Consider the following 23,110-nt stretch of genomic DNA (forward strand, 5'->3'; position numbering starts at 1 on the left):
CTAAAGATCAGTACTTAGCAGATACATAAAATTGCACGATTGGCAAGAGGTAACTAACTAATAGCTGACAAATGCATATATTCCGATCTTCTCAGATCGCGTTACCACTGGTAAAGCTTTTTGATAGAAATCTTCAAAAGTCGAACTCAACTACAGCTTTTGATCTAAGTTCTGCAAGTTTATACGGTTCAGTTAAGGCTTAACTCTTTAGGACTTACGCATTGACAAGAAATACCAAATATGAATTAAGGTTAAAAACCATATCTTTCGTAAGGACACAGCATGGTCTATTTATGATCGCACAATTTCCCATTCCCAATTCCCAATTCCCAATTCCCAATTATTTTAAGATGTTTCCTCTAGCGGGAAAATATCTCCTCGCAAGTAGGATTCAAAATTTTTCTTGAAGTATTGAATGCTCGTCACATTGGGTTCGTCACTTTCTGTTGGTGTGAATTCATAAATTGGTACCTTTTCCCTCACCAGCTTGACCAAGCTAGGATGAAGCTGCTCAAAAGAATCTACTCTAAATATTGTTGTTTCAAATCTTAATTTGGCTGGATGAGCATAACCTAACTTCATCCAGGGCAACCAAGGACAGTCTCTCGCCCATTTTGCCGGCGGGACTTCAGTAGCATCAGGTCGGCAAGTATTTGATATGAAGTACTCAACTCCCTTAAACTTTTCTCCAGGGCAATAATCTAAATATTTATTATCTCCTGCTAAAGGATGTGGGTATTCTAAAGGAATTTCCATAACCGAGGTAATGTATCCCTTGCCTTTGGGTATAACAGATTTCTTTGGTTTGACTGAGCCTTGGACAATGCGGTTAGCAATGTGAACTACTGGTACTGGTTGACTTGCTGTTGGTGACTGCCAAAAGTGCAGAATTTCTTGAGTATCTGGATCGCAAAATAAACCCAACTCTCTATTGATGCGATACCCGACTTCGCCATGTTCAGGATCGGGTTTGAGAAATACTTTGGTAGCATTCATCCCAATAATAGAAAACAATTTTTCTTTTGGCTTGTCTGGTGTTTCTTGCCACCAAATTTCCCCAGACCAGTTGTAATAAAGCTGTAACCCATGATTTTTTCTGTAAAAATCGAGGTTATTAAATTCGTAGTCATCTGAATAATCATTCATATATAAGCATCCGCTTTTATTTGTGAACTAATTTGGCTTAAAAGGTAATAGGCAACGGGAAAGAAAGCTTTTTTGTTGTCCTTAGTGGTCTGTCCCATTAATTCTGATAGGTGAATCAAATTTCAATTTCTCTTCTTTTTTTCTTCCTTTGCGCTCTTTGCGTCCTTTGCGGTTCGTTCTCTTATTAATGCGATAGCACACTAGCTTTGCAAAAACCAAATATGACTCTTATAGGACTCCTATCATTTTAAAATGGCTACGAAGATGCAAAGCGGTTTGTCGCTAGACATAGCAACATTCATCTAACAGAGCTTACACAAAAAAATTTTGCAGTCCCCAGTCCCTAGTACGATAGTAAACATGAACTCTGAGCAATTATCCACGAGCCATTTATAGATCAATGGATAAACGTTTTTTTAAAATGTTTGGGCTAACAGAAGAACAAGCGATCGCAATTATCGATACACCATTAGAACAACTCGAAGACGCTTCTGATAAGTATATTGCTGTTTCCCATCTGATTAATTATCCCACTGAACAGTCGATCGCGGCTTTGGTACGAGCGATTGAAACTAGTAATCCTGATGAGTTAGACCATCGCATTGTCCGACGCAAGGCTGTGGAAAGCTTGGGACGATTGCAGGCGGAATCAGCTTTACCTGTAATTCGGCAGTGTCTTAAAGATGATGATATTTATACTGTTGAAAATACCGTGTGGGCGATCGGGGAAATCGGGACTAAAGATCCAGAAATTCTTGAAGAAGTGGCGCAGCTGCTTGATAAACCGGGTCAAATTTATCGAGTTATCATTCATACCTTAGCTAATGCTGATTATCAGCCGTCTTTGGAGCGTGTAAATAAATTTACTGAAGATGAAGATGAACCTACGCGTAGTGCTGCGATCGCTACAGTTTGTCGTTTTAGCGGTGACTACTCCCAAATCACTGAGGTGATGGCGCTGCTGCAAAGTTCTAGCGTCAATGCACGGCGCGGTTGCATTCAAGACTTGATTGATGCACGTTATTACAAAGCCATCCCAGAAATTGCTCGTTGTCCTGTATCTCTGGTATTTCGCTTGCGAGGATTACGAATGCTTTTGGATGCAGGCGTTCCCAGTGGTGAAATTACCTTTACAGAAATTCAACCTTACTTAGAACAAGTACTTTACGATCATCCTAACGACCTTGATTTAGTACATGAGTATGACGCTACCCCTGTATTAGATTTTGTCATTAATGAACTCTACGAAACTGATTTTGGACGCTGCTATTTGGCGACAAAAACTTTACTAGATATCTATCCCCAAGAAGCATCCCAAGCACTTTTAACAACTTATGGGGATAAAGCATATAACGATTATGGCGCTCATTATCATGTAATGAAACTTTTCGGCTGGCTGAAATATGCTCCCGCCTACGATTTGTTAATAGAAAACCTACACAACCGCGAACCTCAGTTTCAGAAATCTCGTGCGGCGTGTGCGATCGCTCTTGGTGAATTGGGTGATTCACGAGCAATTCCTGAAATCAAAATTTGCCTCAATACGCCAATTTGGGATTTTAAATATGCTTGTCTATTGGCGCTAGACCAATTAGGAGATTCCTCTGGTCGGCAAATTTGCGCTCATGATGCTGACTGGTTAATTAGGGCGAAAGCGACGATTGATAATACATAAATGGAAAGGCTTATATAGTGTCTGCCTAACTAACTGCAAAAAAACCTTTCCCTGGCTTTATTACGGAAAATCCTCTCCTAGTCGGTTACAGGTTAAGGCAAGAGACGCGATAAATCGCCGTCTCTACAATAGTCTTGACGGCGATTTATCACATTTTTGTGATCTAGATTTTTCATCAAAAAACCTGAACTGAAACCGTATTGGGAGAGAAACTTGAACTTTAGTTCAAGACAGGGATAGGTTCGTGGAACTCACTAGTTACAAACGCTAGGGACGCAGAAATGTACGCCCCTGCCAGTTTAGGATTTACTAGTGGTAACTGCTTCGTTTAACACTAACTCTGGTTTTGCTGTCTCCTCTTCTTCTGGCAAACCATAAATTGACCTGTACAACTTGACGTACTCTTTAGCAGATTTATACCAACTAAAATCTTCATTCATGCCTCGTTTTTGTAGTTCTTGCCATTGCGGTTTGAAACGGAAGCCTTCCCAAGCTCGGATCATACAAGTGAAAAGGTCTAGCGGTTCATAGCGGTCAAAGCAATAACCAGTGCCTGCGGCATTTTCGGGGTCGTGATGGCTTACGGTGTCAACTAATCCACCTGTGCGGCGAACAATAGGTACAGAACCGTAGCGCAAAGACATCATTTGGCTAATACCGCATGGTTCAAAACGACTAGGCATTAAGAAAGCGTCAGTACCAGCATAAATGCGGCGAGACAAGGCATCATTATACAGTAAATAAGTTGCCATACGTCCGGGAAAACGGGATGCTAATTGCCACATCTGAGTTTCATAGTAGCGATCGCCTGTTCCCAACAAAACGAACTGTGCATCTGTATAAGATAGGAAGCGATCGAGGATTTGCAATATCAAATCAATGCCTTTTTGTTCCACTAATCGGGTAACAATCCCAATTAAAAAGGCTTTAGAATTGACTTCTAATCCTACTTCTTCTTGCAAAGCAATTTTGTTAGCCTTGCGTTTATCTAAAGTATCAGCAGTGAAGGTTTGGGCAATATATTTGTCATTTTCGGGATTATAAACTTCGGTATCAATACCGTTGATAATCCCAGATAACTTACCGCTAATAAAAGATAGCAAACCTTCTAAGGTTTCACCATAAGCAGCTGTCTTGATTTGCTCGGCATAAGTGGGCGAAACTGTATTTACCTTATTGGCAAATTGCACTGCTGCTGCCATTGTGTTGTGTCCTTGCATATACCAAGGGCACCAAGTAATTTTCTCTAAATACCAACGCCACGGCCCTTGATAAGCCAGGTTATGAATGGTAAACACTGTGGTGATATCAGGATCTTGGTGCATCCACACCGGAATCATCCCTGTATGCCAGTCATGACAATGGATAATTTCTGGTTTCCAGTAATTCCAGGCAAACTCGGCTGCACCATTGGAAAAGAAAGTGAACCGCCAGTCTTCATCATCTCCAGAATAAATGCGGCGAGGTAAGAAGACGGGATGTCCAAATAAGTACAAGGGAACATCAGTACCAGGCAGAACGCTTTCATAAACAGCAAATTCCTGGAACATGGCAGACCCCCGCCAGATGGGTTCTTTGGGAATTTCCATTTTGTCTGGCAGGAAGCCATAGTAAGGCAAGAATATCCGCACATCATGCCCCATTTCTCTCAGAAATTTGGGTAATGCCCCAACAACATCACCCATTCCTCCTACTTTGGCAATGGGTGCTGCTTCTGCTGCAACAAATAGAATCCGCATGGTAATTTTTGCTTCCCCGATTCTGTCTATAGTTGTCAAATTAACTTGATGATCGCAACCAACGCAATTTGTCGCGTCTTTGGTACAACGACGATCAATTCTTATCTAATCACATCGGCTTGCCCAATTGCTTAGGAACCGCGTTGAATGACCGCAAAAATTTCTGATAAAATTTCTTGCGCTCCCTGTTGCCGTAATAATTCTGCTAGTTCTGTGCCTAACGCTTCGGCATTGTTGGCAATTCCAGTGACGCTATCTTTTACCAACTTTTGACCATCTATACTGGCAACTATGCCTGTCAAGGTCAAATTCTCACCAGAAATTTCTGTATTTACACCAATAGGTACTTGACATCCGCCCTCTAAAGAGCGTAGAAAAGAACGTTCGGCGAGACAGCGATCACGTGTTGCAGGATGTTCGATTGCTTTGAGTAGAGTTAGCAATTCACTATCATCAGCACGGCATTCTATCCCTAAAGCACCTTGTCCAACGGCATGGAGGGAGATTTCTTTGGGGATAATTTGATGAATGCGATCGCTCATTTCCAATCTTTCTAATCCTGCGGCTGCCAAAATTAAGGCATCATATTCGCCTGCATCCAGTTTTGCCAATCGTGTAATCAAATTTCCCCGCACATCTTTAAAAGTAAAGTGGGGGAAGTGGTGGCGTAACTGTGCTAACCGCCGCAGCGAAGATGTCCCAATTACTGCACCTTCGGGTAAAGTATCGATTTGTTTATCTTTGTGCTTTTCATGCACAACTAAGGCATCGGCTGGATTTTCCCGTTCAGTAATTGCTGCCAGCGTTAACCCTTCTGGTAAGTTAGTTGGCAGATCCTTAAGGGAATGAACCGCAAAGTCAATCTCATGATTGAGCATTCCCACTTCAAGTTCTTTAGTAAAAAGTCCTTTATCGCCAATCTTAGCTAATGCTACATCAAGGATTTTGTCGCCTTGGGTAGACATGGTGTGGACTTCAAAAGTGATATCAGGAAAGCTTTTCTGGAGTTGCGCTTGTACCCAATAGGTTTGAACTAGAGCAAGTTGGCTTTTGCGTGAACCGATGCGAATAGTGCGTGGGGGACTAGAAACAACTGAAGTCATAAAACTATATATCAAAGGAGGCGATAAATTCACTCTCATCTAGACTACCGTAGTCAGGGACTCATAAGAATTTTGGGGTTTGGATTTTGGATTTTGGATTACAATTCTTTACGAGTAGTGATGCCTAAAGTCCCCGTGTTTCTAACTGGGGGATGTAAGCTAGCACAAGTTGTACCTATTCCTACTTCACTGGTAATGTTAATATGACCCTGGTTTAAGTCCGCACACTTTTTCACCGCTACCAATCCGTAATGCAGTACCAGGAATGCTATTTTTCAACGCAGAGTAGCACAGAGGCTCGCAGAGGTTTCAGTTTTTTTCGCTACGAATTTCTGAAATACTCTATTTAGAGTACTTAAGGGTCAGATTTAAGATATTCCTGTAATTCTTGGGTACGCAGTTTTGTGAGATTTTCTAGACACCCAGCATAAATGCTAGGGGCAATAGTCCCTCCCTCATATTTACTTCTTTCAAACTCACAATTGGTATCTCGAAACTTTACCCATGCAAGTTGTGCAGCAATCAATTTCTGTTTCCTAGATTTTTCTAAGGTAGGTAGCAATTGTTGATAAGCTCGGTTCAATTTTTTATCTGCATTCTGATAAGATAACTTCGCGCATTCATTAATTGCTGCTTGAGTTTGAGGATTATTGCAGTTAAATTTTTGAACTAGACGAATCTGGTTTAAATCAGGCGTTGTGCCTGCCATTGTCATTGAAGGGGTATCTAAACTGCTAAGAGTTAGCATACTTGCCAAAACTAGTAATAATTGACGCATGACAAAAATTTTATTGTTTAGGCAAGTATAGACAAAAGATACCAAAATGTGCAGCATTGATATGTTTCAACGCCGAACGCTTATAAACTTGTTACAAAAGATAAACCAGCCATCAGAAGGAAGGCAAAATTTCACAAGAATGCTAGAAAGAATTTGGTATTTTAGTGATCTAAAGTTTAGCTTTTATATTTTATGAATCGTTCCGCCTGTCTTATTTTTAATCCAGTTGCGGGTCAGGGAGACCCAGATATAGAACTGGCAGAAATTCGAGCAATATTAGAGCCAGATATTGATCTAGATATTCATCTCACAACTCAAGAAATTGATGCAGATCAACTAGCTTATGCAGCCGTAGAGCGAGGGGTAGATGCAATCATTGCTTCGGGGGGAGATGGGACTCTCTCAGCAGCGGCAGCGGCTTTAGTGGGTACTGATATTGCATTTGGCATCATTTCCAGAGGAACAGCAAACGCTTTTGCTACAGCTTTAGGAATTCCTGACACGATCGCAGGTGCGTGTGAAACAATTTTGCAGGGAGGAACCCGTCATGTAGACGTAGCCTATTGCAATGATCGCCCAATGGTACTCTTGGCAGGTATTGGCTTTGAAGCTGAAACTGTAGAATTGGCAGACCGAGATGCCAAAAATCGCTTTGGAATGATGGCCTACGTTTTCGCTGGAATTCAGCAGCTGAGAAACTTACATAAATTTGATGTTGAAATTGAAACAGAAGACAGAATAATTAAAACTAGTGCCTGTGCAGTCACAGTCGCAAATGCCGCGCCTCCCACTTCCGTTTTAGCTCAGGGGCCAGCAGGTTTGGTTTATGATGATGGCTTACTAGATTTAACGATTGTAGCTCCAGCCAACAAAGCAGGAGCGATCGCTGCTACATTCCATCTATTCCAAACAGCTTCTACAGGTAACGCCGTAGAACGGGATGATATTGGCTTTCTGCGAGCCAAACAATTTAAAATTACAACTGAGCCACCGCAAAAGGTTGTTCTAGATGGTGAAATAGTCGGCACAACACCAGTAGAAATTAAGTGCATACCAGGTGGTTTGAAGATTTTTGTGCCATTAGTAGAAGAAGTTGAGCCTACCGAAAAACTAGAAGGACTCCCTAATTTGACTATTGAGATGAAAGATACGGTAGAAGAGTAAGGGAATTGGGAATTGGGAATTGGGAATTGAGAAGAGGACTTGGGGACAAGGAGAATTGGGGACAAGGGGAAAGACTTGTTTCAAGTTCTCACCTCTTGTCCCCCTGCTCCCTGCCTCCTTCTCCCTGCAATTCAAGATTCAGGAGTATGTTGCATTGAAACTTGTATCAGATCCAGCGATCGCTAACAAAATTCGTAAAATGAATCAGCGAGTCAGATGGCAAGATCCGTTAATTGTGGAACGGAACATCGACCAAACTCGCCTGGTGTTGGAGGATGGTCAAGGAGATAATCCTGAGTTTTCATTTTTAGTTGTGGGTGATAGTGGTTCTGGTAAGCATCGGGGACACAATCCCCAACGACAGATAGCTGAACTGATGTTGCCCCATCACGATGAATCCCGTTTTATGCTGCATACCGGGGATGTGATTTACTTAGTGGGTTCGAGTGAATACTACCAGCAAAACTTCATCGAGCCTTACCGAGAGTTTATCTTGGGCGGAGAGCATCCGAAGCGGATTGCTTATGACCAGATGATTTTTAAGCTCCCAATTTTACCAGTACCAGGAAATCACGATTATTATAACTTGCCCATTTTATTGAGCTTGGCCTCTCTCACAACATTACCCATTCGTCGTCTGTTGCGATCGCGCTTAGACCTAGATGTGGGTTTGCATGGCTCAGGAACTGGTGAAGCTTACGCACACGCATTTGTAGACTATCTGAAAGCGTTGCAGCTTCCAGGTGAGTTAAGCAGCCATTTAGATCGGCACTACACAGGTAAGACAGATACAGGTCTTTGTCTTAAGTATGAACCTGGGAATTTTACGCGGCTTCCCAATCGTTACTACACTTTTCGTTATGGCGGAATTGATTTCTTCGCCTTGGATTCTAATACATTTAACGATCCACCACCGTTGCCTAAAACAAAAAAAGGTGATGCCGATCGCAAAGTCTTAGAAAAGCGCCGTGAAGATTTAGAACAAGAAAAGCAGCAAATCATTGAAACCTCGGCTAAACTTCGACCCGAAAACCCCAGCGAAGCCGACCAATTAGACGATTACCACGCCAAGCTGTCACAAATTGAAGAAATTATTGTTGATATCGAGAAACAACTAGCGACTAATAAAACAACGCTAACTGATATCGAACAACTGGAGTGGCTCAAAAACAGATTAATTGAATCTTGGAATAATTCAGAGGTTCGGGGAAGAGTGATTTATTTCCATCATCCTCCTTATGTAACTGAGGCGACAAAGTGGCAACAAGCACAAACTTTGATAATTCGCGATCGCTTCCGTGGGGTGCTGGATGCAGTAGCGAAAGAAATAGGTTCTCTAAATCAGGGTCGTCCTTTGGTTGATTTGGTATTAAACGGTCACGCCCATTGCTTAGAACATCTTGAGACAATGGATACAGGACATGCTGATTCTCATATCCACTGGCTTGTTTGTGGTGGTAGCGGGTTTAGTTTGCGCCGCCAAAGGATTGAGGGAGCAGATTTAATGGAGGAAAATAAATTAGTGGCGCGATCGCATCTCTTTATTGGTCGCAACGGTCAAGGTTCTCAGAAGCGACGACCTTATTCAGGTTTACGCATTGACGTTAAAGGCGATGGGCAGCCTAAGTTTATTGTCCGTCCTTTAGTTGCCGAATGGCATCAGCGACAATGGCATAATCGTGAACTTGAGCCACTGATCATCTAAAGATGAAAAAGAGGGGGAAAGGTCAAGGGGGAAAGGGGAAAGGGAACCCCATATTTAAAAACAGGTGTTTCAAGACATGGACGCTGCTAAGTTATCGCACTACGTGTCTCAAAAATCTTCTTTTTTGTTCTCCATATTTAAAAATAGGATTTAAAAATAGGGGCTTTATACCTTCTGGGGAAAAGTTTTTTCTTTTTCCCTTGCCCCTTACCCTTTCCCCTTTTCCCCTTCTTGGTAAAATATCCTTGAGCGATCACCATTCAACTTTCACATCACGTTATCATCGGATATTGTGGAATTTCCGTGCGTAACTCGATAGCATCTATGACCGCCTCTCACTCTGAAACTCCATCTACCAAACCCGACGCAAGTACTTTTATTTCTGACCATCAACAGGTGGATCGCAGTAAGCTAAGTCAAATGTACCTGCACTACGTCGAGACGAAGGATAAATATCCTCACGCGGTATTGTTGTATCGGGTAGGAGATTTCTTTGAATGCTATTTCCAAGATGCTGTAAAACTAGCACAAGAATTAGAATTAGTCCTCACTAGTAAGCAAGCTGGGGAACAGGGAAGAGTGGCGATGTCTGGTGTTCCACATCACGCTTGGGAACGCTACGCGACGATGCTAGTAGAAAAAGGTTATGCAGTCGTAATTTGCGACCAAGTGGAAGATGCTTCGGAAGCTGCTGGTAGATTGGTGCGGCGAGAAGTAACGCGCATTCTTACCCCAGGCACTTTGCTGGAAGAAGGAATGCTGAAATCCAGTCGCAATAATTACCTTGCAGCAGTTGTAATTGCCGCAAATCATTGGGGTTTAGCTTATGCAGACATCTCCACAGGGGAATTTCTGACAACTCAAGGTAGTGATTTAGAACATTTGACACAGGAATTAATGCGCTTGCAACCTTCAGAGGTGCTAGTTCCAACAAATGCGCCTGATTTGGGTAGCTTGCTGCGTCCGGGAGAAACTTCGCCTCATCTACCGGAGTGTTTGCCACCATCATTTTGCTATAGTTTGCGATCGCAAGTTCCATTTTCTCAAGGCGAAGCTAGACCTAGATTATTGCAGAAATTTAAGGTGCGATCGCTCGAAGGACTCGGTTGCGATCATCTTCCCCTCGCTGTTCGTGCGGCTGGTGGTCTTTTAGAATACTTGGAAGATACCCAAAAAGAAAACCCAGTTCCCCTGCAAAGACTCCGCACCTACACTGTCACCGACTACTTAATTGTTGATAGTCAAACCCGCCGTAACCTGGAAATTACCCAAACAGTCCGGGATGGCACTTTTCACGGTTCTCTACTCTGGTCATTGGATAGAACTAGTACAGCGATGGGTGGGCGGGCTTTACGGCGGTGGTTATTGCAACCACTACTCGATATTAAAGGCATTCGGGCACGTCTTGATACCATCCAAGAATTGATGGAAAATACACCACTGCGTCAAGATTTGCGGCAGTTATTACGCCAAATTTATGATTTGGAACGCCTTACAGGAAGGGCTGGTTCTGGTACAGCCAATGCTAGAGATTTAGTAGCTTTGGCAGATTCTCTCTCACGTTTACCAGAATTATCTCATTTAGTTACTGAAGCGCATTCTCCATTCCTCAAAGCTTTGCAGAAAGTCCCAAGTGTGTTAGAAGAATTAGCACAAAAGTTACACGCGCACCTTGTGGAGTCGCCACCCATACTAATCAAAGAAGGCGGATTGATTCGCCCTAGCGTCAATCCTCTTTTGGATGAAAGAAAAGCGACTGTAGAAGCAGACCAGCAATGGATTGCCAACTTAGAAGTTGAGGAGAGGGCTAAGACAGGAATTTCGACATTGAAGGTAGGATTCAACAAAACTTTTGGTTATTACATCAGTATTTCCCGCACTAAAGCTGACCAAGTACCTGCTAATTACATCCGCAAGCAAACCCTGACCAATGAAGAACGTTACATCACCCCAGATTTGAAGGAACGAGAAGCCCGGATTCTCTCGGCACGGGATGATTTAAATCAGTTGGAATATGAGATTTTTACGGCATTACGGGAAGAGGTAGCACAAGAGGCGGAAGTAATTCGCAATCTATCTCGTGCAGTGGCGGCGGCAGATGTATTGTGTGGTTTGGCTGAGTTAGCAGTGCATCAAGGTTACTGTCGTCCAGAAATGTTGCCGGGAAGGGAGATAAACATTATTGATGGTCGTCATCCGGTGGTGGAACAATCTTTACCTGCGGGTTTCTTTGTGCCGAATTCGACGCAATTGGGTCAAGATTCATTAGTCATTAGTCATCTGTCATTAGCAGATAATCAAGAACAAATAACAAATACTTCTCTACGAGAGGCTGCGCCAACGACTACGCTCAGTACAAGTGACCAAGGACAAATGACAAATGACAATCCCGATTTAATTATCCTCACCGGGCCAAACGCTAGCGGCAAAAGTTGTTATTTGCGTCAGGTGGGATTGATTCAGTTAATGGCGCAGATTGGTAGTTTTGTACCAGCTAGGTTTGCCAAATTGGGAATATGCGATCGCATTTTTACCCGTGTAGGTGCAGTGGATGATCTTGCAACTGGTCAATCTACGTTTATGGTGGAAATGAATGAAACGGCGAATATTCTCAACCATGCCACATCTAGGTCGCTGGTATTGTTAGATGAAATTGGCCGGGGAACAGCAACATTTGATGGTCTTTCCATCGCTTGGGCCGTGGCGGAATATATCGCAGTGGATATTCGGGCGCGAACGATTTTTGCAACTCATTACCATGAATTGAATGAACTCGCTAGCATTGTACCGAATGTGGCTAATTATCAAGTGATGGTAAAAGAATTACCCGACCAAATTATCTTTTTGCACCAAGTCCAACCAGGAGGCGCAGATAAGTCTTACGGTATTGAGGCGGGAAGATTGGCGGGTTTACCAGCAGTGGTGATTCAACGAGCCAAACAAGTAATGGGGCAAATTGAGAAACATAGTAAAATTGCGATGGGGCTGCAAAATCTGGATTGATATATTAAAGATGCGGCTGTTTCTCGATTTTGTTATGACAGAAGCACTCAAAAATAACACACTGCAACCTTATACAACTGAAATGTCTGAGGCTGCCCATGAACTAATTGCAGGTGTGGAATTAGACGATGAGTCATTAGAAGATGGCTAAGTTTGTCAATGTCGTCTTGGCAGACTACTAGCTTAAAAGAGCAGGAGAGTTGTCAAGTAGTTGAAATCTTGTCAACCTTTATGCTTAAAATTGCACAAGAGGTTTTTTTAGCATCTACTAAAAGCTAAAGTTGACCCTTTGCAGGACTCCCATAAGCAATGCTGACTGAAATTTTTCCTTTTTCCTTTGAGTTCAACACGATCGCGATCGCCGGAGCGAGTTTGTGGTCATTGGCGCTATATCTAGGTTTTTCCCCTGTCAATCAATGGGTAATCGAACAACTCAACCGTTGGTTTAACTTTGCCGAGCGATCGCTTTATACTAGCCAAACAGAGTTTGAAAAGACTCGCAAAAGCAGAGAAGCCCAAAATGCTTTCTACGCCTCATTATTTAGCATCACGCCTTTTTTGGTAGTTGGTGCTTTATGTAACTGGGGTCTGGAAATTAGTTTAGGTGAGAGTTGGGGAATTAGTACAGGAATATTAGCTTGTATGGGTGCCGGCATTTATGAACTTGGGCGCAGGGATGGAGAATCTTCCGATTAAGTAGAGAGATGAACAGAAAAAACTGACTGCAACTTCTCCTCCTACTTCTCAATTTCCTCGCAAATAATCTGTGCTATCTTCAGGGCTGCACCGCTTTCGCCACGAATATTACGGAGTTTAGCGCGGATATCATCCAATTTTTCTGGATGGGCTAATAAGTCTACAACCATTTCCCCAATTTCTGCCGGTTGAATTCTACCCATGAGTTCTGGTACTATCTCTTCCTGTGCCCAGATATTTGGCCATGCTAATAAACCTTTGCGTCTTACGAATCTTAGGAATAACCAATTGATTACGTTAGCAAAGGGTGTACCTACTCCTGGCAGATTTGCTAACAACCCAGGTAAACCATCCCAAGCACGCATAGCATCAAGTTGCTGGGTTGGCAGTAAAACAATCATTGGCACTGCTAAAGCACCGAGTTCGGCAGTGTTTGCTCCCACTGTAGTCAAGCAGATGCAGCACTGGGATAATAAATGATATGGGGGGTTTTCTTGCCACAGTTCCACAGTTAAGCCCGTTGCTGTTTTGAGCAATGGTTTGCCTCTATTGTTCTCTGGGACAATTAAGGAAGCACCACCAAAGCCAAAGATTTCAGCAATAGAGTTCCTTTGAGGATCGGCAAAACTAGCTAAAGTTTGTAAATCCAAAGTTGGGGCTACAGGAACTACAAATTTAGTTTGCGGTCTTTTCGCGTGAACATATTCGGCAATACTTAAAATTAATGGTACTCCTTGGGCTAATTTTGCTGCTTTTGATCCAGGGAGTAGACCAATCAATTCAGTCTTTTGTCCTACGCTGTGGGAAGTCGATAAAGCGTCTATGTCATTAGTCATTTGTCCTTTGTCGTTGGACAAATGACTACTAGCTTCTACCATCAAATCACCCACAACGGTAAATTTGTGAGCATATTTTTGGGGGACGCGGGCCACAACTTCAGGTTTCATCACGCCAAAACGATCAATCCAGTTATGCCACCTGGCTGACCATTCGGCGTAAACTACTGTGCGATATCTGAGCTTTTTACCTATAACTACAGGGAAAATTTGATCGCCACCGAGAAAAACAACTACACCGCGACTTCTCCAGTCCCAATTGTCAATAGTTTTACCCCAGAGCAAAAATTGCCAAAAATGCTCTGCGGCCTGTACTCTATCTACTTCTGGGTAAGAAAGTGCGATCGCAGCTTCTTTACCACTGGCATTTGAGCAAGGTGATAAGATTACACTGATCCTCACTTGATTTCGGTCATCGCCGAATTTTTGCCGCAATGCGCTTACTACTGGGCGCACCCAGGTTGTTACCTCACCAGGGCCATTTGATAGGATGAGAATATCTACTTGAGTCATTAGTTAATGGTCAAAAGTTAGGGGTCATTACTCAAGAGGCAAATATTAATTAATTCGTTCCTAAGTTATCAGCGATAGTATCATTTGTAAGTAAGATTTAATACCTGTATCCAAAGTACAGTAAAAATAGAGCGTAGGCGTAGCTCGTTGTAAATATTACCTGGCCCTTGTGAGATCCAAACTCAAAATTTGAGGTTAAAAGGCTCAACCTTCACCCTCAGAGGTTCAAATGAAGATTACTAACCATAAGCCGCTGCTTTGAAATCTTTCTATGTAAATAGGATTTCCACCCCCAAGGGAGGAGATTTCCCAATGTAGACGAAGTAGAATCTAAAATAAAGTTGACAAACTGTTTATGCAATGGGCTAATTTTCTAGCCAAAGAAGCTGCTAATCATAGCTTATCCCTACAGCAAACAGCAGCTTTTGTAGAGTGTTTTCAGACTGAACACTTAGGTAAAAGTGAAGCGAAACTTGCTAGCGAATTAAACGTTGATATTGCTGTTTTCAAAAAGTTGCTAGATGAAATATATAACAAGTTTTTCCAAAACTATCCTGAGTTAACAATTTCCAATAGTTGGGATAAACTACAAAAGTTACAATTTTACCTGGCAGCAAAATATAATAGCGAATTGAATATCCTTAAACCATTAGCGGCGATGAAATTATTAAAAACGCTAGTGGATCAGGAAAGACTGCAAAAAGAACCTTGGATTGCGAGAAGAATTTGTAAATTTTTAGGATATTTACCTTTAGCGTTAGAGTTAGTAGGGCAATATCTAGATAAGATGCCAGGTTTGTCTCTGGAAACACTACTGAAGCGGCTAGAGAAAAAGCGAGTGGAACATGAAAACGTGGTCAATGAGAACTCATTGATGCCTGATAAAGACGGTGTAGCTGAAGCTTTTGAGTTGAGTTGGGAACAGTTGGATGAAAATGCAAAAAGCTTTGGCTGTTTGCTAAGTTTGTGTGCCTTAGCTGACATTCCATTATCTATTGGGACGGTAGAAGATGACAAAAAACAAGAACTTTGGGAGAAAGCTATAGCCGACTTACTGGAATTACATTTACTACAACAAAAAAGTCAAGGAATTTATCATCTAAATCCAACGATTCGGCAACTTTTCCAAATGAAGTTGGAGGAGTCAGGTGAGGCGGATGAAGCAAAAACTAAATTTGCAGCGATGATGTTAGAGGTAGCAAAGCTAATTCCGCAACAGCTTACCCCTGAAGATATTGTCAATTTCACTCCACATATCCCGCATATTACAGAAGTTGCAACCCACTTATCCGAGTATGTGAGCGATGAAAATCTTATTACTCTATTTACCAAATTAGCCTGGTTTTATCAAGGTCAAGGACTTTATCAGCAAGCAGAACCTTGGTTGCAGCAATGTGTAGAACTAACTAAAAATCGTCTTGGTTTAGAACATCTCGATGTCGCCACTAGCCTGAACAATTTAGCGCAACTTTACGATTTTACAGGACGTTACAGCGAAGCTGAACTACTTTATCAGCAAGCTTTAGAGCTGAGAAAACGCCTGTTGGGAGAGGAACATACCGATGTTGCCACTACCTTAAGCTATTTAGCATTACTCTATGAATCTACAGGACGCTACAAAGAAGCTGAACCTTTGTATCAGCAAGCTTTAAAACTGTGGAAACGCCTAGTAGGAGAAGAACATCCCCATGTTGCCACTACCCTGAACAATTTAGCAGCATTGTACTGTTATACAGGACGCTATAGCAAAGCCGAACCTTTGCTAAAGAAAGCTTTAGAAATGAGAAAACGCCTGCTAGGAGACAACCATCTTGATGTCGCCACTAGCCTGAATAATTTAGCGCAACTCTACGAATCTACAAGACGCTACAGTAAAGCTGAACCTTTGTATCGGCAAGCTTTAGAACTGAGTAAACGCCTACTGGGAGAGGAACATCCCGATGTTGCCATTAGCCTGAATAATATCGCATCACTCTACCGTCAGACAAGACGCTACAAGAAAGCCAAACCCTTATTTGAGCAAGCTTTGAAAATTTGCGAACGGACTTTAGGTGTAGGTCATCCTACTACTATGACGATTCGGGCAAATTATGCCAGCTTTTTAAGAGAAGCATATCGCTAGCGTACACGCAAAGCGGCTTGTCGTTAGACATCGCTGCGCCTAATTCGTAATTCGTAAATAAAATATTCCCCTCTCCATCAGCAAAGAAGAGGGGTTAGATTTTACTTACATCCTAAAGACTGGCGAGTATCTACACCAGTTTTAGAATTTACCCCACTTGCTTTAACACAAAGCTTTTTCACTTGCGTCCCATCTAAAATTGCATTCGTAAAATCAGCGCCTGTGACATTTACATCATCAAAAATAGAACGCAGCATCATTGCATCGGTCAACACCGCATCACTTAAATCAGCATTCTTAAACTTTGTGAGATAAGCTATGCCTTCACTAAAATCAGCACCATGCAGATTTGCTCCCTCCAATAGGGTACCGTTGAACACGCCACCACGTAAGTCAGCATTGCTAAAATTAGCATTCTCTAATTTGAGATTGGTAAACTCAGTACCAACTAAACTTTGACCAGAGTAATCCTTACCCTTGAGTTCATCATTACCTACAGAACGGGTAATACTAGAAGAACTTGCAGCTTGTGCCGATAGGGGAAACAAAAAAAGAACCATAGCTAAGACAAAGCTAGCTAACAGCCGCCAATATTTCATAATCTCTTCTTAATAAATCTCAACACTTTTACTATTAACTATTAAACCCTACAGAAGGGAATAGGGTGCAGGTTACAGGGTACAGATTATTCCCTATCACCTGTCCCCTGTCCTCTGTCACCTGTCACCTCTTCCATGTCCCCTGTCACCTCTTCCCTAATCTCTCGTAGGATGATAGATGTTGAGGTGCGATCGCAAAATTACCTGTGGCTAATCAAGAAGACAACGCCCAATCTCTGGCGCGAACCCCTTTATATCAAGTGGGTGTAGAACTCAAAGCCCGCTTTACCAGCTTTGGTGGCTGGGAAATGCCCGTGCAATTTAGTGGCATTAGCCGCGAACATGAGGCTGTAAGAAATACAGCCGGAATGTTCGATATTTCCCACATGGGTAAATTTACCCTCCAAGGTAAAAATCTCATTTCCCAACTCCAGCTTCTAGTGCCTTCAGACTTGAGTCGATTGCAACCCGGTCAAGCACAATACACCGTATTGTTAAATCCCCAAGCGGGAATTATTGACGACATCATTGTTTATTACCAAGGTGAAGACACCACTGGTATACAAAAGGCATTTATCATCGTCAATGCAGCAACCTCTGGTAAAGATAAAGCATGGATTTTGCAACATCTTGACCTAGATAAAGTGCAATTCCAAGACCTTTCACCAGAAAAAGCCTTAATTGCCGTGCAAGGGCCAAAAGCGATTAAGTATCTCCAGCCTTTACTGCAAGAAGACTTACAACCAATCAAAGCCTTCGGACATTTAGAAGCAACTCTACTAGGTAAACCTGCCTTCCTGGCCCGCACAGGTTACACCGGAGAAGATGGCTTTGAGGTGATGGTAGGCCCAGATGTGGGAGTAGAATTGTGGCGAAGTCTCCATAAAAGTGGTGTTATCCCCTGTGGACTTGGTGCGAGAGACACTCTGCGCCTAGAAGCAGCGATGGCACTTTACGGACAAGATATTGATGACACCACCACACCCTTAGAAGCGGGTTTGGGGTGGCTAGTCCACTTAGATACCAAAGGTGATTTTATTGGAAGAGAAGTTTTAGCAGAGCAAAAATCCAAGGGAGTGAAGCGTCGATTGGTGGGTTTACAAACCCAAGGACGCAACATTGCCCGTCATGGCTACCAAGTGTTATCCACAGGTAAAGTTGTGGGAGAAGTTTCTAGTGGCACTTTGTCACCTACACTGGGTTATCCCATTGGTTTAGCTTACGTTCCTACCCAATTAGCAACCGTTGGTCAACAGCTAGAAGTCGAAATTCGCGGCAAAGCTTACCCAGCAGTTGTAGTTAAACGTCCTTTTTATCGGTCAAAAAATCGTGCTGCTAACTAACAAGCGCCAAGGTTTTTGAGGAATAATGTGTTGTGAGTTACTCAATCTACAGTAAGGTTCATTACCATATATGGCTTGGATGACTGTTGGGGCAATAATTTTTTTGATAAGGGAGAGGAAGTGATATGTCTTTTGAATATCCTCAAGATTTTAGATACTTGGATTCTCATGAATACGTGCGAATAGATGGCGAAATTGCCACCATTGGCATTACTGAGTTTGCCGTACATGAATTGGGTGATATAGTCTTTTTGGAACTGCCAGAAATTGGCGACGCTCTGACTAGGGGAGAAAACTTTGGCACAATTGAATCAGTGAAAGCCGTTGAAGAGCTTAATTCACCAGTCACTGGTACTGTTATAGAACGCAATGAAGCCTTAATTAATTCTCCTGAAGATGTGTCAGAAGACCCCTACGGAGAAGGGTGGTTTTTGAAAGTGCGCGTCAATGACCCTGGTGAAGTTGAAGATGCTTTGACAGCAGATGAGTATCGCGCCCAGGTGGAAGGGGAGTAGTGAGTAAGTGGGCAGGGGGCAGGGGGCAGGGGGAAAAACTGCAAATTCTTCTCCCCAATTCTCCCCGCTTCCTGCTCCCTTGCCTCTTTTCTCTGCCGTGGAATGAAGGAGGGAACATAGGTTTGAGTCTCCACTTCGCAAGCGTAGTTTTTGTGCAGGTGGGGTTGAATCCTCATTCTTTTCTATCCCCCTTGCTCCCTGCTCCCTGCCCCCTGCCTCTTTCCACTCCACTCGAAAATAAGTTATGAAATTTAGATAAATTGAAAAGTTACACCTACTTCTCATCAGTATTTATTGCAAAATATGAAATAGTACCATCTGGAGAGTAATTTGTGGTATTGAACGCCCCTATTCTCAAGTCTAATGAGCAGCAAGTGCTGGACGAAAAAAGTCAAAAGTTGAGTAGTTTTGCGCCAAGACATATTGGCCCTAACTCCGACGACATCCAGCTTATGCTTAAGGTTTTGGGATTTCCCAGCCTGGATGCCCTAATTGACCAAACAGTTCCCCAGACAATCAGGCTGAAGCAAACCCTAAAGTTACCAGAAGCCGAAAGTGAGTATGCAGCACTGGCATCTTTAAAAAAAATTGCTGCCAAAAATCAGGTTTTCCGTTCATACATCGGTATGGGATATTACGACACTATTACCCCACCTGTAATTGGGCGTAACATCCTAGAAAATCCTGGTTGGTATACTGCCTACACTCCTTATCAGCCAGAAATTGCCCAAGGGCGACTAGAAGCACTGCTAAATTTTCAAACCTTAATTATCGACCTCACAGGTTTGGAAATCGCCAATGCTTCGTTACTGGATGAAGCCACAGCCGCAGCTGAAGCAATGAGTCTAAGCTATGGTGTTTGTAAAAATCAGGCAAATGCTTATTTCGTCTCTCATGACTGCCATCCCCAAACTATCGACGTGTTACAAACACGGGCTAAACCATTAGGGATTAAGATCATTATCGGCGATCATCAAACATTTGATTTTGATCAACCAATTTTTGGGGCTGTTTTGCAATACCCTGCAAGTGATGGCACCATTTACGACTACCGCGCTTTTATAGAAAAAGCCCATGCTAAGGGTGCATTGGTGACGGTAGCAGCAGATCCTTTAAGTTTAACTTTGCTCACCCCTCCTGGGGAATTTGGCGCTGATATTGCTGTTGGTAGCACCCAACGCTTTGGTATTCCGTTGGGGTTTGGGGGGCCTCATGCGGCATACTTTGCGACTAAGGAAGAGTATAAGCGGCTGGTTCCAGGGCGAATTGTGGGAGTCTCAAAAGATGCTCAAGGTAAGCCTGCATTACGTCTTGCCTTGCAAACCCGCGAACAGCACATCCGCCGCGAGAAAGCTACTAGTAATATTTGCACTGCACAGGTTCTGCTGGCGGTAATGGCGAGTATGTACGCCGTCTATCATGGGCCTGCTGGACTAAAGCAAATTGCTGAAAATATCCATTCTTTGACGGTGTTATTGGCAGAAGGACTGAAGCGTTTGGGTTACAGCATCAGTTCCAAAGATTTCTTTGATACGCTGCGAGTAGAACTGGGAACACACAATTTAGAAGATATTCTGGTAAATAGCAAACAGCTTCAAATTAACTTGCGGATTTTTGATGCAACTGCTGTTGGTATATCCCTGGATGAAACAACTACAGTTGATGATGTGCTTCACATCTTAGCAATCTTCGCAGGCGAAAATGAACTACCCTTCAGCTTAGAAGAATGGTTTTCTCCGCTTCTCTCTATCTCCCCCTCCCCCCATCTCTCTCTCTCCCGTACCAGTACATATCTCACTCACCCAGTTTTTAACCGCTATCACTCAGAAACAGAGTTGTTGCGCTATCTGCACAAACTTGAAAGCAAGGACTTGTCGCTAACGACATCGATGATTCCTTTGGGTTCTTGCACAATGAAGTTGAATGCAACTGCTGAGATGATTCCGGTAAGTTGGGAAGAATTTGGCAAGATTCATCCATTTGCACCTGCATCGCAAACGCAAGGTTATCAAATCTTGTTTGAGCAACTTGAGGCATGGTTAGCTGAAATTACCGGGTTTGCTGGTATTTCTCTACAACCAAATGCTGGTTCTCAGGGTGAGTATGCCGGACTTTTGGTAATTCGTCAGTATCACGAAAATCGAGGTGAAACACACCGCAATGTCTGTTTAATTCCCACTTCGGCACACGGGACGAACCCTGCAAGTGCAGTGATGTGCGGAATGAAGGTGGTGGCTGTTGCCTGTGACTCACAAGGTAATATTGACGTTGATGACTTGAAGGCGAAGGCAGAAAAACACAGCAATGAACTCGCCGCCTTAATGGTGACATATCCCTCAACTCATGGTGTATTTGAGGAGCCAATTCAGGAAATCTGCGCTGTTGTCCATAGTCACGGTGGACAAGTTTACATGGATGGGGCAAATATGAATGCCCAAGTGGGAATTTGCCGTCCTGGAGATATTGGCGCGGATGTCTGCCATTTAAACTTGCACAAAACCTTCTGTATTCCTCATGGTGGTGGTGGCCCTGGTATGGGGCCCATTGGGGTAGCCTCTCATCTCGTGCCTTTTCTACCCGGACATCCTGTTGTTACTATCAACGACTCAACTCAGCACTCACATATTGGTGCTGTGGCGGCTGCGCCTTGGGGTAGTGCAAGTATCTTGGTGATTTCTTGGATGTACATCGCCATGATGGGTGCAGATGGTTTGACCCAAGCAACTAAGGTGGCGATTCTCAACGCTAACTACATTGCTAAGAGACTGGAATCGTATTATCCGGTTTTGTATCAGGGGAAAAATGGTCTAGTTGCCCATGAATGTATTTTAGATTTGCGATCGCTAAAAAAATCAGCTGCGATCGAAATCGATGATGTGGCAAAGCGTCTCATGGATTACGGTTTCCATGCGCCGACTGTCTCCTGGCCTGTAGGGGGTACAATTATGGTGGAACCTACAGAAAGTGAATCTAAGCAAGAGTTGGATCGTTTTTGTGATGCGTTGATTTCTATTCGCCAAGAAATCGCCGAAATAGAATCAGGTAAGGTGGATATTCAAGATAATGTTTTGAAGAACGCACCCCACACCGCCGAAAGTCTTATCACTGGAGAATGGCAGCATTCGTATTCTCGTGAACAAGCTGCCTACCCTGCACCTTGGACTCGTGAATATAAATTCTGGCCTGCTGTCGGTCGCATTGATGCAGCCTTTGGCGATCGCAATTTTGTTTGTTCTTGTCTGCCAATGGATGCTTATTAACCTGAAGTAAGGAGTTAAGAGTTAGGAATTAAAACTCCTAACTCTTGCAATTCTTCCCTTACCCCTAAAGGCTGATAACCCAATGCAAAAGCTTTAGAACTGTCCAAAGAAACATCTGTTGGTCTAGGTGCTGCCATTTTCACATCTTGTTGTCGGCAGGATTTAAGTCCGGTAGTGGGAAGTTGGAATACTTCTACTAATATCTGTCCAAAATCATAACGCGAAATCCGCTCTTTGCCACCTAAGTGAATGATGCCATTAACTTTTTCTAATGCTAATAAAAGTCCTTTAGCGGCGGTTGTTCCACTTACTGGGGTGCGAAATTCATCTATAAATAAATTGAGTTCTTTTTCTGCTTGTAAAGTTTGAATAAATGGCTGAATAAAGCTTTTTGCTGTAGGTGTTTCTGCACCAAACATTAACGGCATTCGACACACTGCGGTCATGGGATACCTTTCTAGCATATCTGCTTCAGCTATAGCTTTCTGCTCACCGTAAAGATTGACGGGACACACGGCATCTGTTTCTTGATAGGGGGCATTTAAGCCATCAAAAACTAAGTCGGTTGAGGTAAAAGCACAAGGAATAGAGTTATCCGCACACAGTCCAGCAATATTGCATGATGCTATAACGTTAATTGCGTGCGATTCTTTGGGGTTCGTTTGACAAAAATTTGGTTGTGAATGTGCAGCAGTATGAATAACTGCTTCTGGTTTGACATCATTAAATATGCGTTTCAATTCCTGAAAATTTGTTAAGTTCGCTTTTAACGTTTTAATGCCAGGAATCTCTAAAGGATGGGATAAATAAGTGCCATAAATCTCCCATTCTGGTTTTGCAAGCTGGCAAAGATGCCATCCTAAAAAACCACTTGCCCCGGTGATTAACAATTTTTTCATGTCTAACCGTAAAC

The 23,110-nt window shown here is 42.9% G+C and carries 17 protein-coding genes; 9 read left to right on the forward strand and 8 right to left on the reverse strand.

Annotation, left to right across the window (positions count from 1 at the left end):
- Window positions 1-345: 345 nt before the first annotated feature.
- Window positions 346-1,146 carry a DUF1838 family protein gene (locus H6G86_RS07515; RefSeq protein WP_190933781.1) on the reverse strand — a complete coding sequence of 267 codons (801 nt, stop codon included), beginning with the start codon at window positions 1,144-1,146 and terminating at the stop codon, window positions 346-348.
- A gap of 400 nt (window positions 1,147-1,546) precedes the next feature.
- On the opposite strand from H6G86_RS07515, the gene cpeY reads away from it, so the two are divergent.
- Window positions 1,547-2,821, forward strand: a complete 1,275-nt coding sequence (gene cpeY / locus H6G86_RS07520; protein ID WP_190933782.1) for a C-phycoerythrin alpha-cysteine-82 phycoerythrobilin lyase CpeY — start codon at window positions 1,547-1,549, stop codon at window positions 2,819-2,821.
- 299 nt (window positions 2,822-3,120) lie between these two features.
- Here cpeY and glgA read toward each other — a convergent pair whose 3' ends face one another.
- The 4 genes from glgA to H6G86_RS07535 form a co-directional block, all read right to left on the reverse strand.
- Window positions 3,121-4,560 (reverse strand): glycogen synthase GlgA, encoded by a 1,440-nt coding sequence (glgA, locus tag H6G86_RS07525; protein WP_163935250.1) that lies wholly within the window; start codon window positions 4,558-4,560, stop codon window positions 3,121-3,123.
- A gap of 131 nt (window positions 4,561-4,691) precedes the next feature.
- A complete protein-coding gene (gene hemC, locus H6G86_RS07530; RefSeq protein ID WP_190933783.1) occupies window positions 4,692-5,663 on the reverse strand; it encodes a hydroxymethylbilane synthase in 972 nt (323 codons plus the stop codon).
- Window positions 5,664-5,761: 98 nt separating this feature from the next.
- Window positions 5,762-5,899, reverse strand: a complete 138-nt coding sequence (locus H6G86_RS38375; RefSeq protein ID WP_206758429.1) for a hypothetical protein — start codon at window positions 5,897-5,899, stop codon at window positions 5,762-5,764.
- A gap of 119 nt (window positions 5,900-6,018) precedes the next feature.
- On the reverse strand, window positions 6,019-6,441 hold the full coding sequence (locus tag H6G86_RS07535) for a lysozyme inhibitor LprI family protein (protein ID WP_190933784.1): 423 nt from the start codon (window positions 6,439-6,441) through the stop codon (window positions 6,019-6,021).
- A 192-nt stretch (window positions 6,442-6,633) separates the two neighbouring features.
- Here H6G86_RS07535 and H6G86_RS07540 point away from each other — a divergent pair, with 192 nt between their 5' ends.
- From H6G86_RS07540 to H6G86_RS07555, 4 genes are all read left to right on the forward strand, one after another.
- Window positions 6,634-7,605: a YegS/Rv2252/BmrU family lipid kinase gene (locus H6G86_RS07540; protein WP_190933785.1), complete on the forward strand. Its 972-nt coding sequence runs from the start codon at window positions 6,634-6,636 to the stop codon at window positions 7,603-7,605.
- Between the two features lie 154 nt (window positions 7,606-7,759).
- A complete protein-coding gene (locus tag H6G86_RS07545; RefSeq protein ID WP_190933786.1) occupies window positions 7,760-9,310 on the forward strand; it encodes a metallophosphoesterase family protein in 1,551 nt (516 codons plus the stop codon).
- 324 nt (window positions 9,311-9,634) lie between these two features.
- Complete coding sequence (mutS, locus tag H6G86_RS07550; protein WP_190933836.1) at window positions 9,635-12,313, forward strand: DNA mismatch repair protein MutS; 2,679 nt, start codon at window positions 9,635-9,637, stop codon at window positions 12,311-12,313.
- Between the two features lie 309 nt (window positions 12,314-12,622).
- Window positions 12,623-13,009: a hypothetical protein gene (locus H6G86_RS07555; RefSeq protein ID WP_190933787.1), complete on the forward strand. Its 387-nt coding sequence runs from the start codon at window positions 12,623-12,625 to the stop codon at window positions 13,007-13,009.
- A gap of 41 nt (window positions 13,010-13,050) precedes the next feature.
- Here the strand turns inward: H6G86_RS07555 and H6G86_RS07560 are convergent, their stop codons facing one another.
- A complete protein-coding gene (locus H6G86_RS07560; protein WP_190933788.1) occupies window positions 13,051-14,358 on the reverse strand; it encodes a glycosyltransferase family protein in 1,308 nt (435 codons plus the stop codon).
- Window positions 14,359-14,713: 355 nt separating this feature from the next.
- On the opposite strand from H6G86_RS07560, the gene H6G86_RS07565 reads away from it, so the two are divergent.
- Complete coding sequence (locus H6G86_RS07565; RefSeq protein WP_190933789.1) at window positions 14,714-16,480, forward strand: tetratricopeptide repeat protein; 1,767 nt, start codon at window positions 14,714-14,716, stop codon at window positions 16,478-16,480.
- A 101-nt stretch (window positions 16,481-16,581) separates the two neighbouring features.
- Here H6G86_RS07565 and H6G86_RS07570 read toward each other — a convergent pair whose 3' ends face one another.
- Window positions 16,582-17,079, reverse strand: coding sequence for a pentapeptide repeat-containing protein (locus H6G86_RS07570; RefSeq protein WP_190933790.1), 498 nt, complete (start codon window positions 17,077-17,079; stop codon window positions 16,582-16,584).
- A gap of 206 nt (window positions 17,080-17,285) precedes the next feature.
- Between H6G86_RS07570 and gcvT the strand changes: the two genes are divergently transcribed.
- The 3 genes from gcvT (at window position 17,286) to gcvP (ending at window position 22,197) form a co-directional block, all read left to right on the forward strand.
- Window positions 17,286-18,422, forward strand: a complete 1,137-nt coding sequence (gcvT, locus tag H6G86_RS07575; protein ID WP_190933791.1) for a glycine cleavage system aminomethyltransferase GcvT — start codon at window positions 17,286-17,288, stop codon at window positions 18,420-18,422.
- Window positions 18,423-18,547: 125 nt separating this feature from the next.
- Entirely contained in the window at window positions 18,548-18,937 is a 390-nt protein-coding gene (gene gcvH, locus H6G86_RS07580; RefSeq protein WP_190933792.1) for a glycine cleavage system protein GcvH, read from the forward strand.
- A 332-nt stretch (window positions 18,938-19,269) separates the two neighbouring features.
- Window positions 19,270-22,197 carry an aminomethyl-transferring glycine dehydrogenase gene (gene gcvP / locus H6G86_RS07585; RefSeq protein ID WP_190933793.1) on the forward strand — a complete coding sequence of 976 codons (2,928 nt, stop codon included), beginning with the start codon at window positions 19,270-19,272 and terminating at the stop codon, window positions 22,195-22,197.
- A gap of 14 nt (window positions 22,198-22,211) precedes the next feature.
- Here gcvP and H6G86_RS07590 read toward each other — a convergent pair whose 3' ends face one another.
- Window positions 22,212-23,096, reverse strand: coding sequence for an SDR family oxidoreductase (locus H6G86_RS07590; protein WP_190933794.1), 885 nt, complete (start codon window positions 23,094-23,096; stop codon window positions 22,212-22,214).
- Between the last annotated feature and the right edge of the window lie 14 nt (window positions 23,097-23,110).

The organism is Nostoc sp. FACHB-133 (assembly GCF_014698055.1).
Taxonomy (GTDB): domain Bacteria; phylum Cyanobacteriota; class Cyanobacteriia; order Cyanobacteriales; family Nostocaceae; genus Nostoc.

Coding starts and splice junctions, on each gene's coding strand:
- H6G86_RS07565 (WP_190933789.1), top strand. CDS start 14,714: ATGCAATGGGCTAATTTTCTAGCCAAAGAAGCTGCTAATCATAGCTTA.
- cpeY (WP_190933782.1), top strand. CDS start 1,547: ATGGATAAACGTTTTTTTAAAATGTTTGGGCTAACAGAAGAACAAGCG.
- H6G86_RS07535 (WP_190933784.1), bottom strand. CDS start 6,441: ATGCGTCAATTATTACTAGTTTTGGCAAGTATGCTAACTCTTAGCAGT.
- H6G86_RS07555 (WP_190933787.1), top strand. CDS start 12,623: ATGCTGACTGAAATTTTTCCTTTTTCCTTTGAGTTCAACACGATCGCG.
- H6G86_RS07540 (WP_190933785.1), top strand. CDS start 6,634: ATGAATCGTTCCGCCTGTCTTATTTTTAATCCAGTTGCGGGTCAGGGA.
- H6G86_RS07515 (WP_190933781.1), bottom strand. CDS start 1,146: ATGAATGATTATTCAGATGACTACGAATTTAATAACCTCGATTTTTAC.
- gcvH (WP_190933792.1), top strand. CDS start 18,548: ATGTCTTTTGAATATCCTCAAGATTTTAGATACTTGGATTCTCATGAA.
- H6G86_RS07570 (WP_190933790.1), bottom strand. CDS start 17,079: ATGAAATATTGGCGGCTGTTAGCTAGCTTTGTCTTAGCTATGGTTCTT.
- hemC (WP_190933783.1), bottom strand. CDS start 5,663: ATGACTTCAGTTGTTTCTAGTCCCCCACGCACTATTCGCATCGGTTCA.
- H6G86_RS07560 (WP_190933788.1), bottom strand. CDS start 14,358: ATGACTCAAGTAGATATTCTCATCCTATCAAATGGCCCTGGTGAGGTA.
- mutS (WP_190933836.1), top strand. CDS start 9,635: ATGACCGCCTCTCACTCTGAAACTCCATCTACCAAACCCGACGCAAGT.
- H6G86_RS07590 (WP_190933794.1), bottom strand. CDS start 23,096: ATGAAAAAATTGTTAATCACCGGGGCAAGTGGTTTTTTAGGATGGCAT.
- glgA (WP_163935250.1), bottom strand. CDS start 4,560: ATGCGGATTCTATTTGTTGCAGCAGAAGCAGCACCCATTGCCAAAGTA.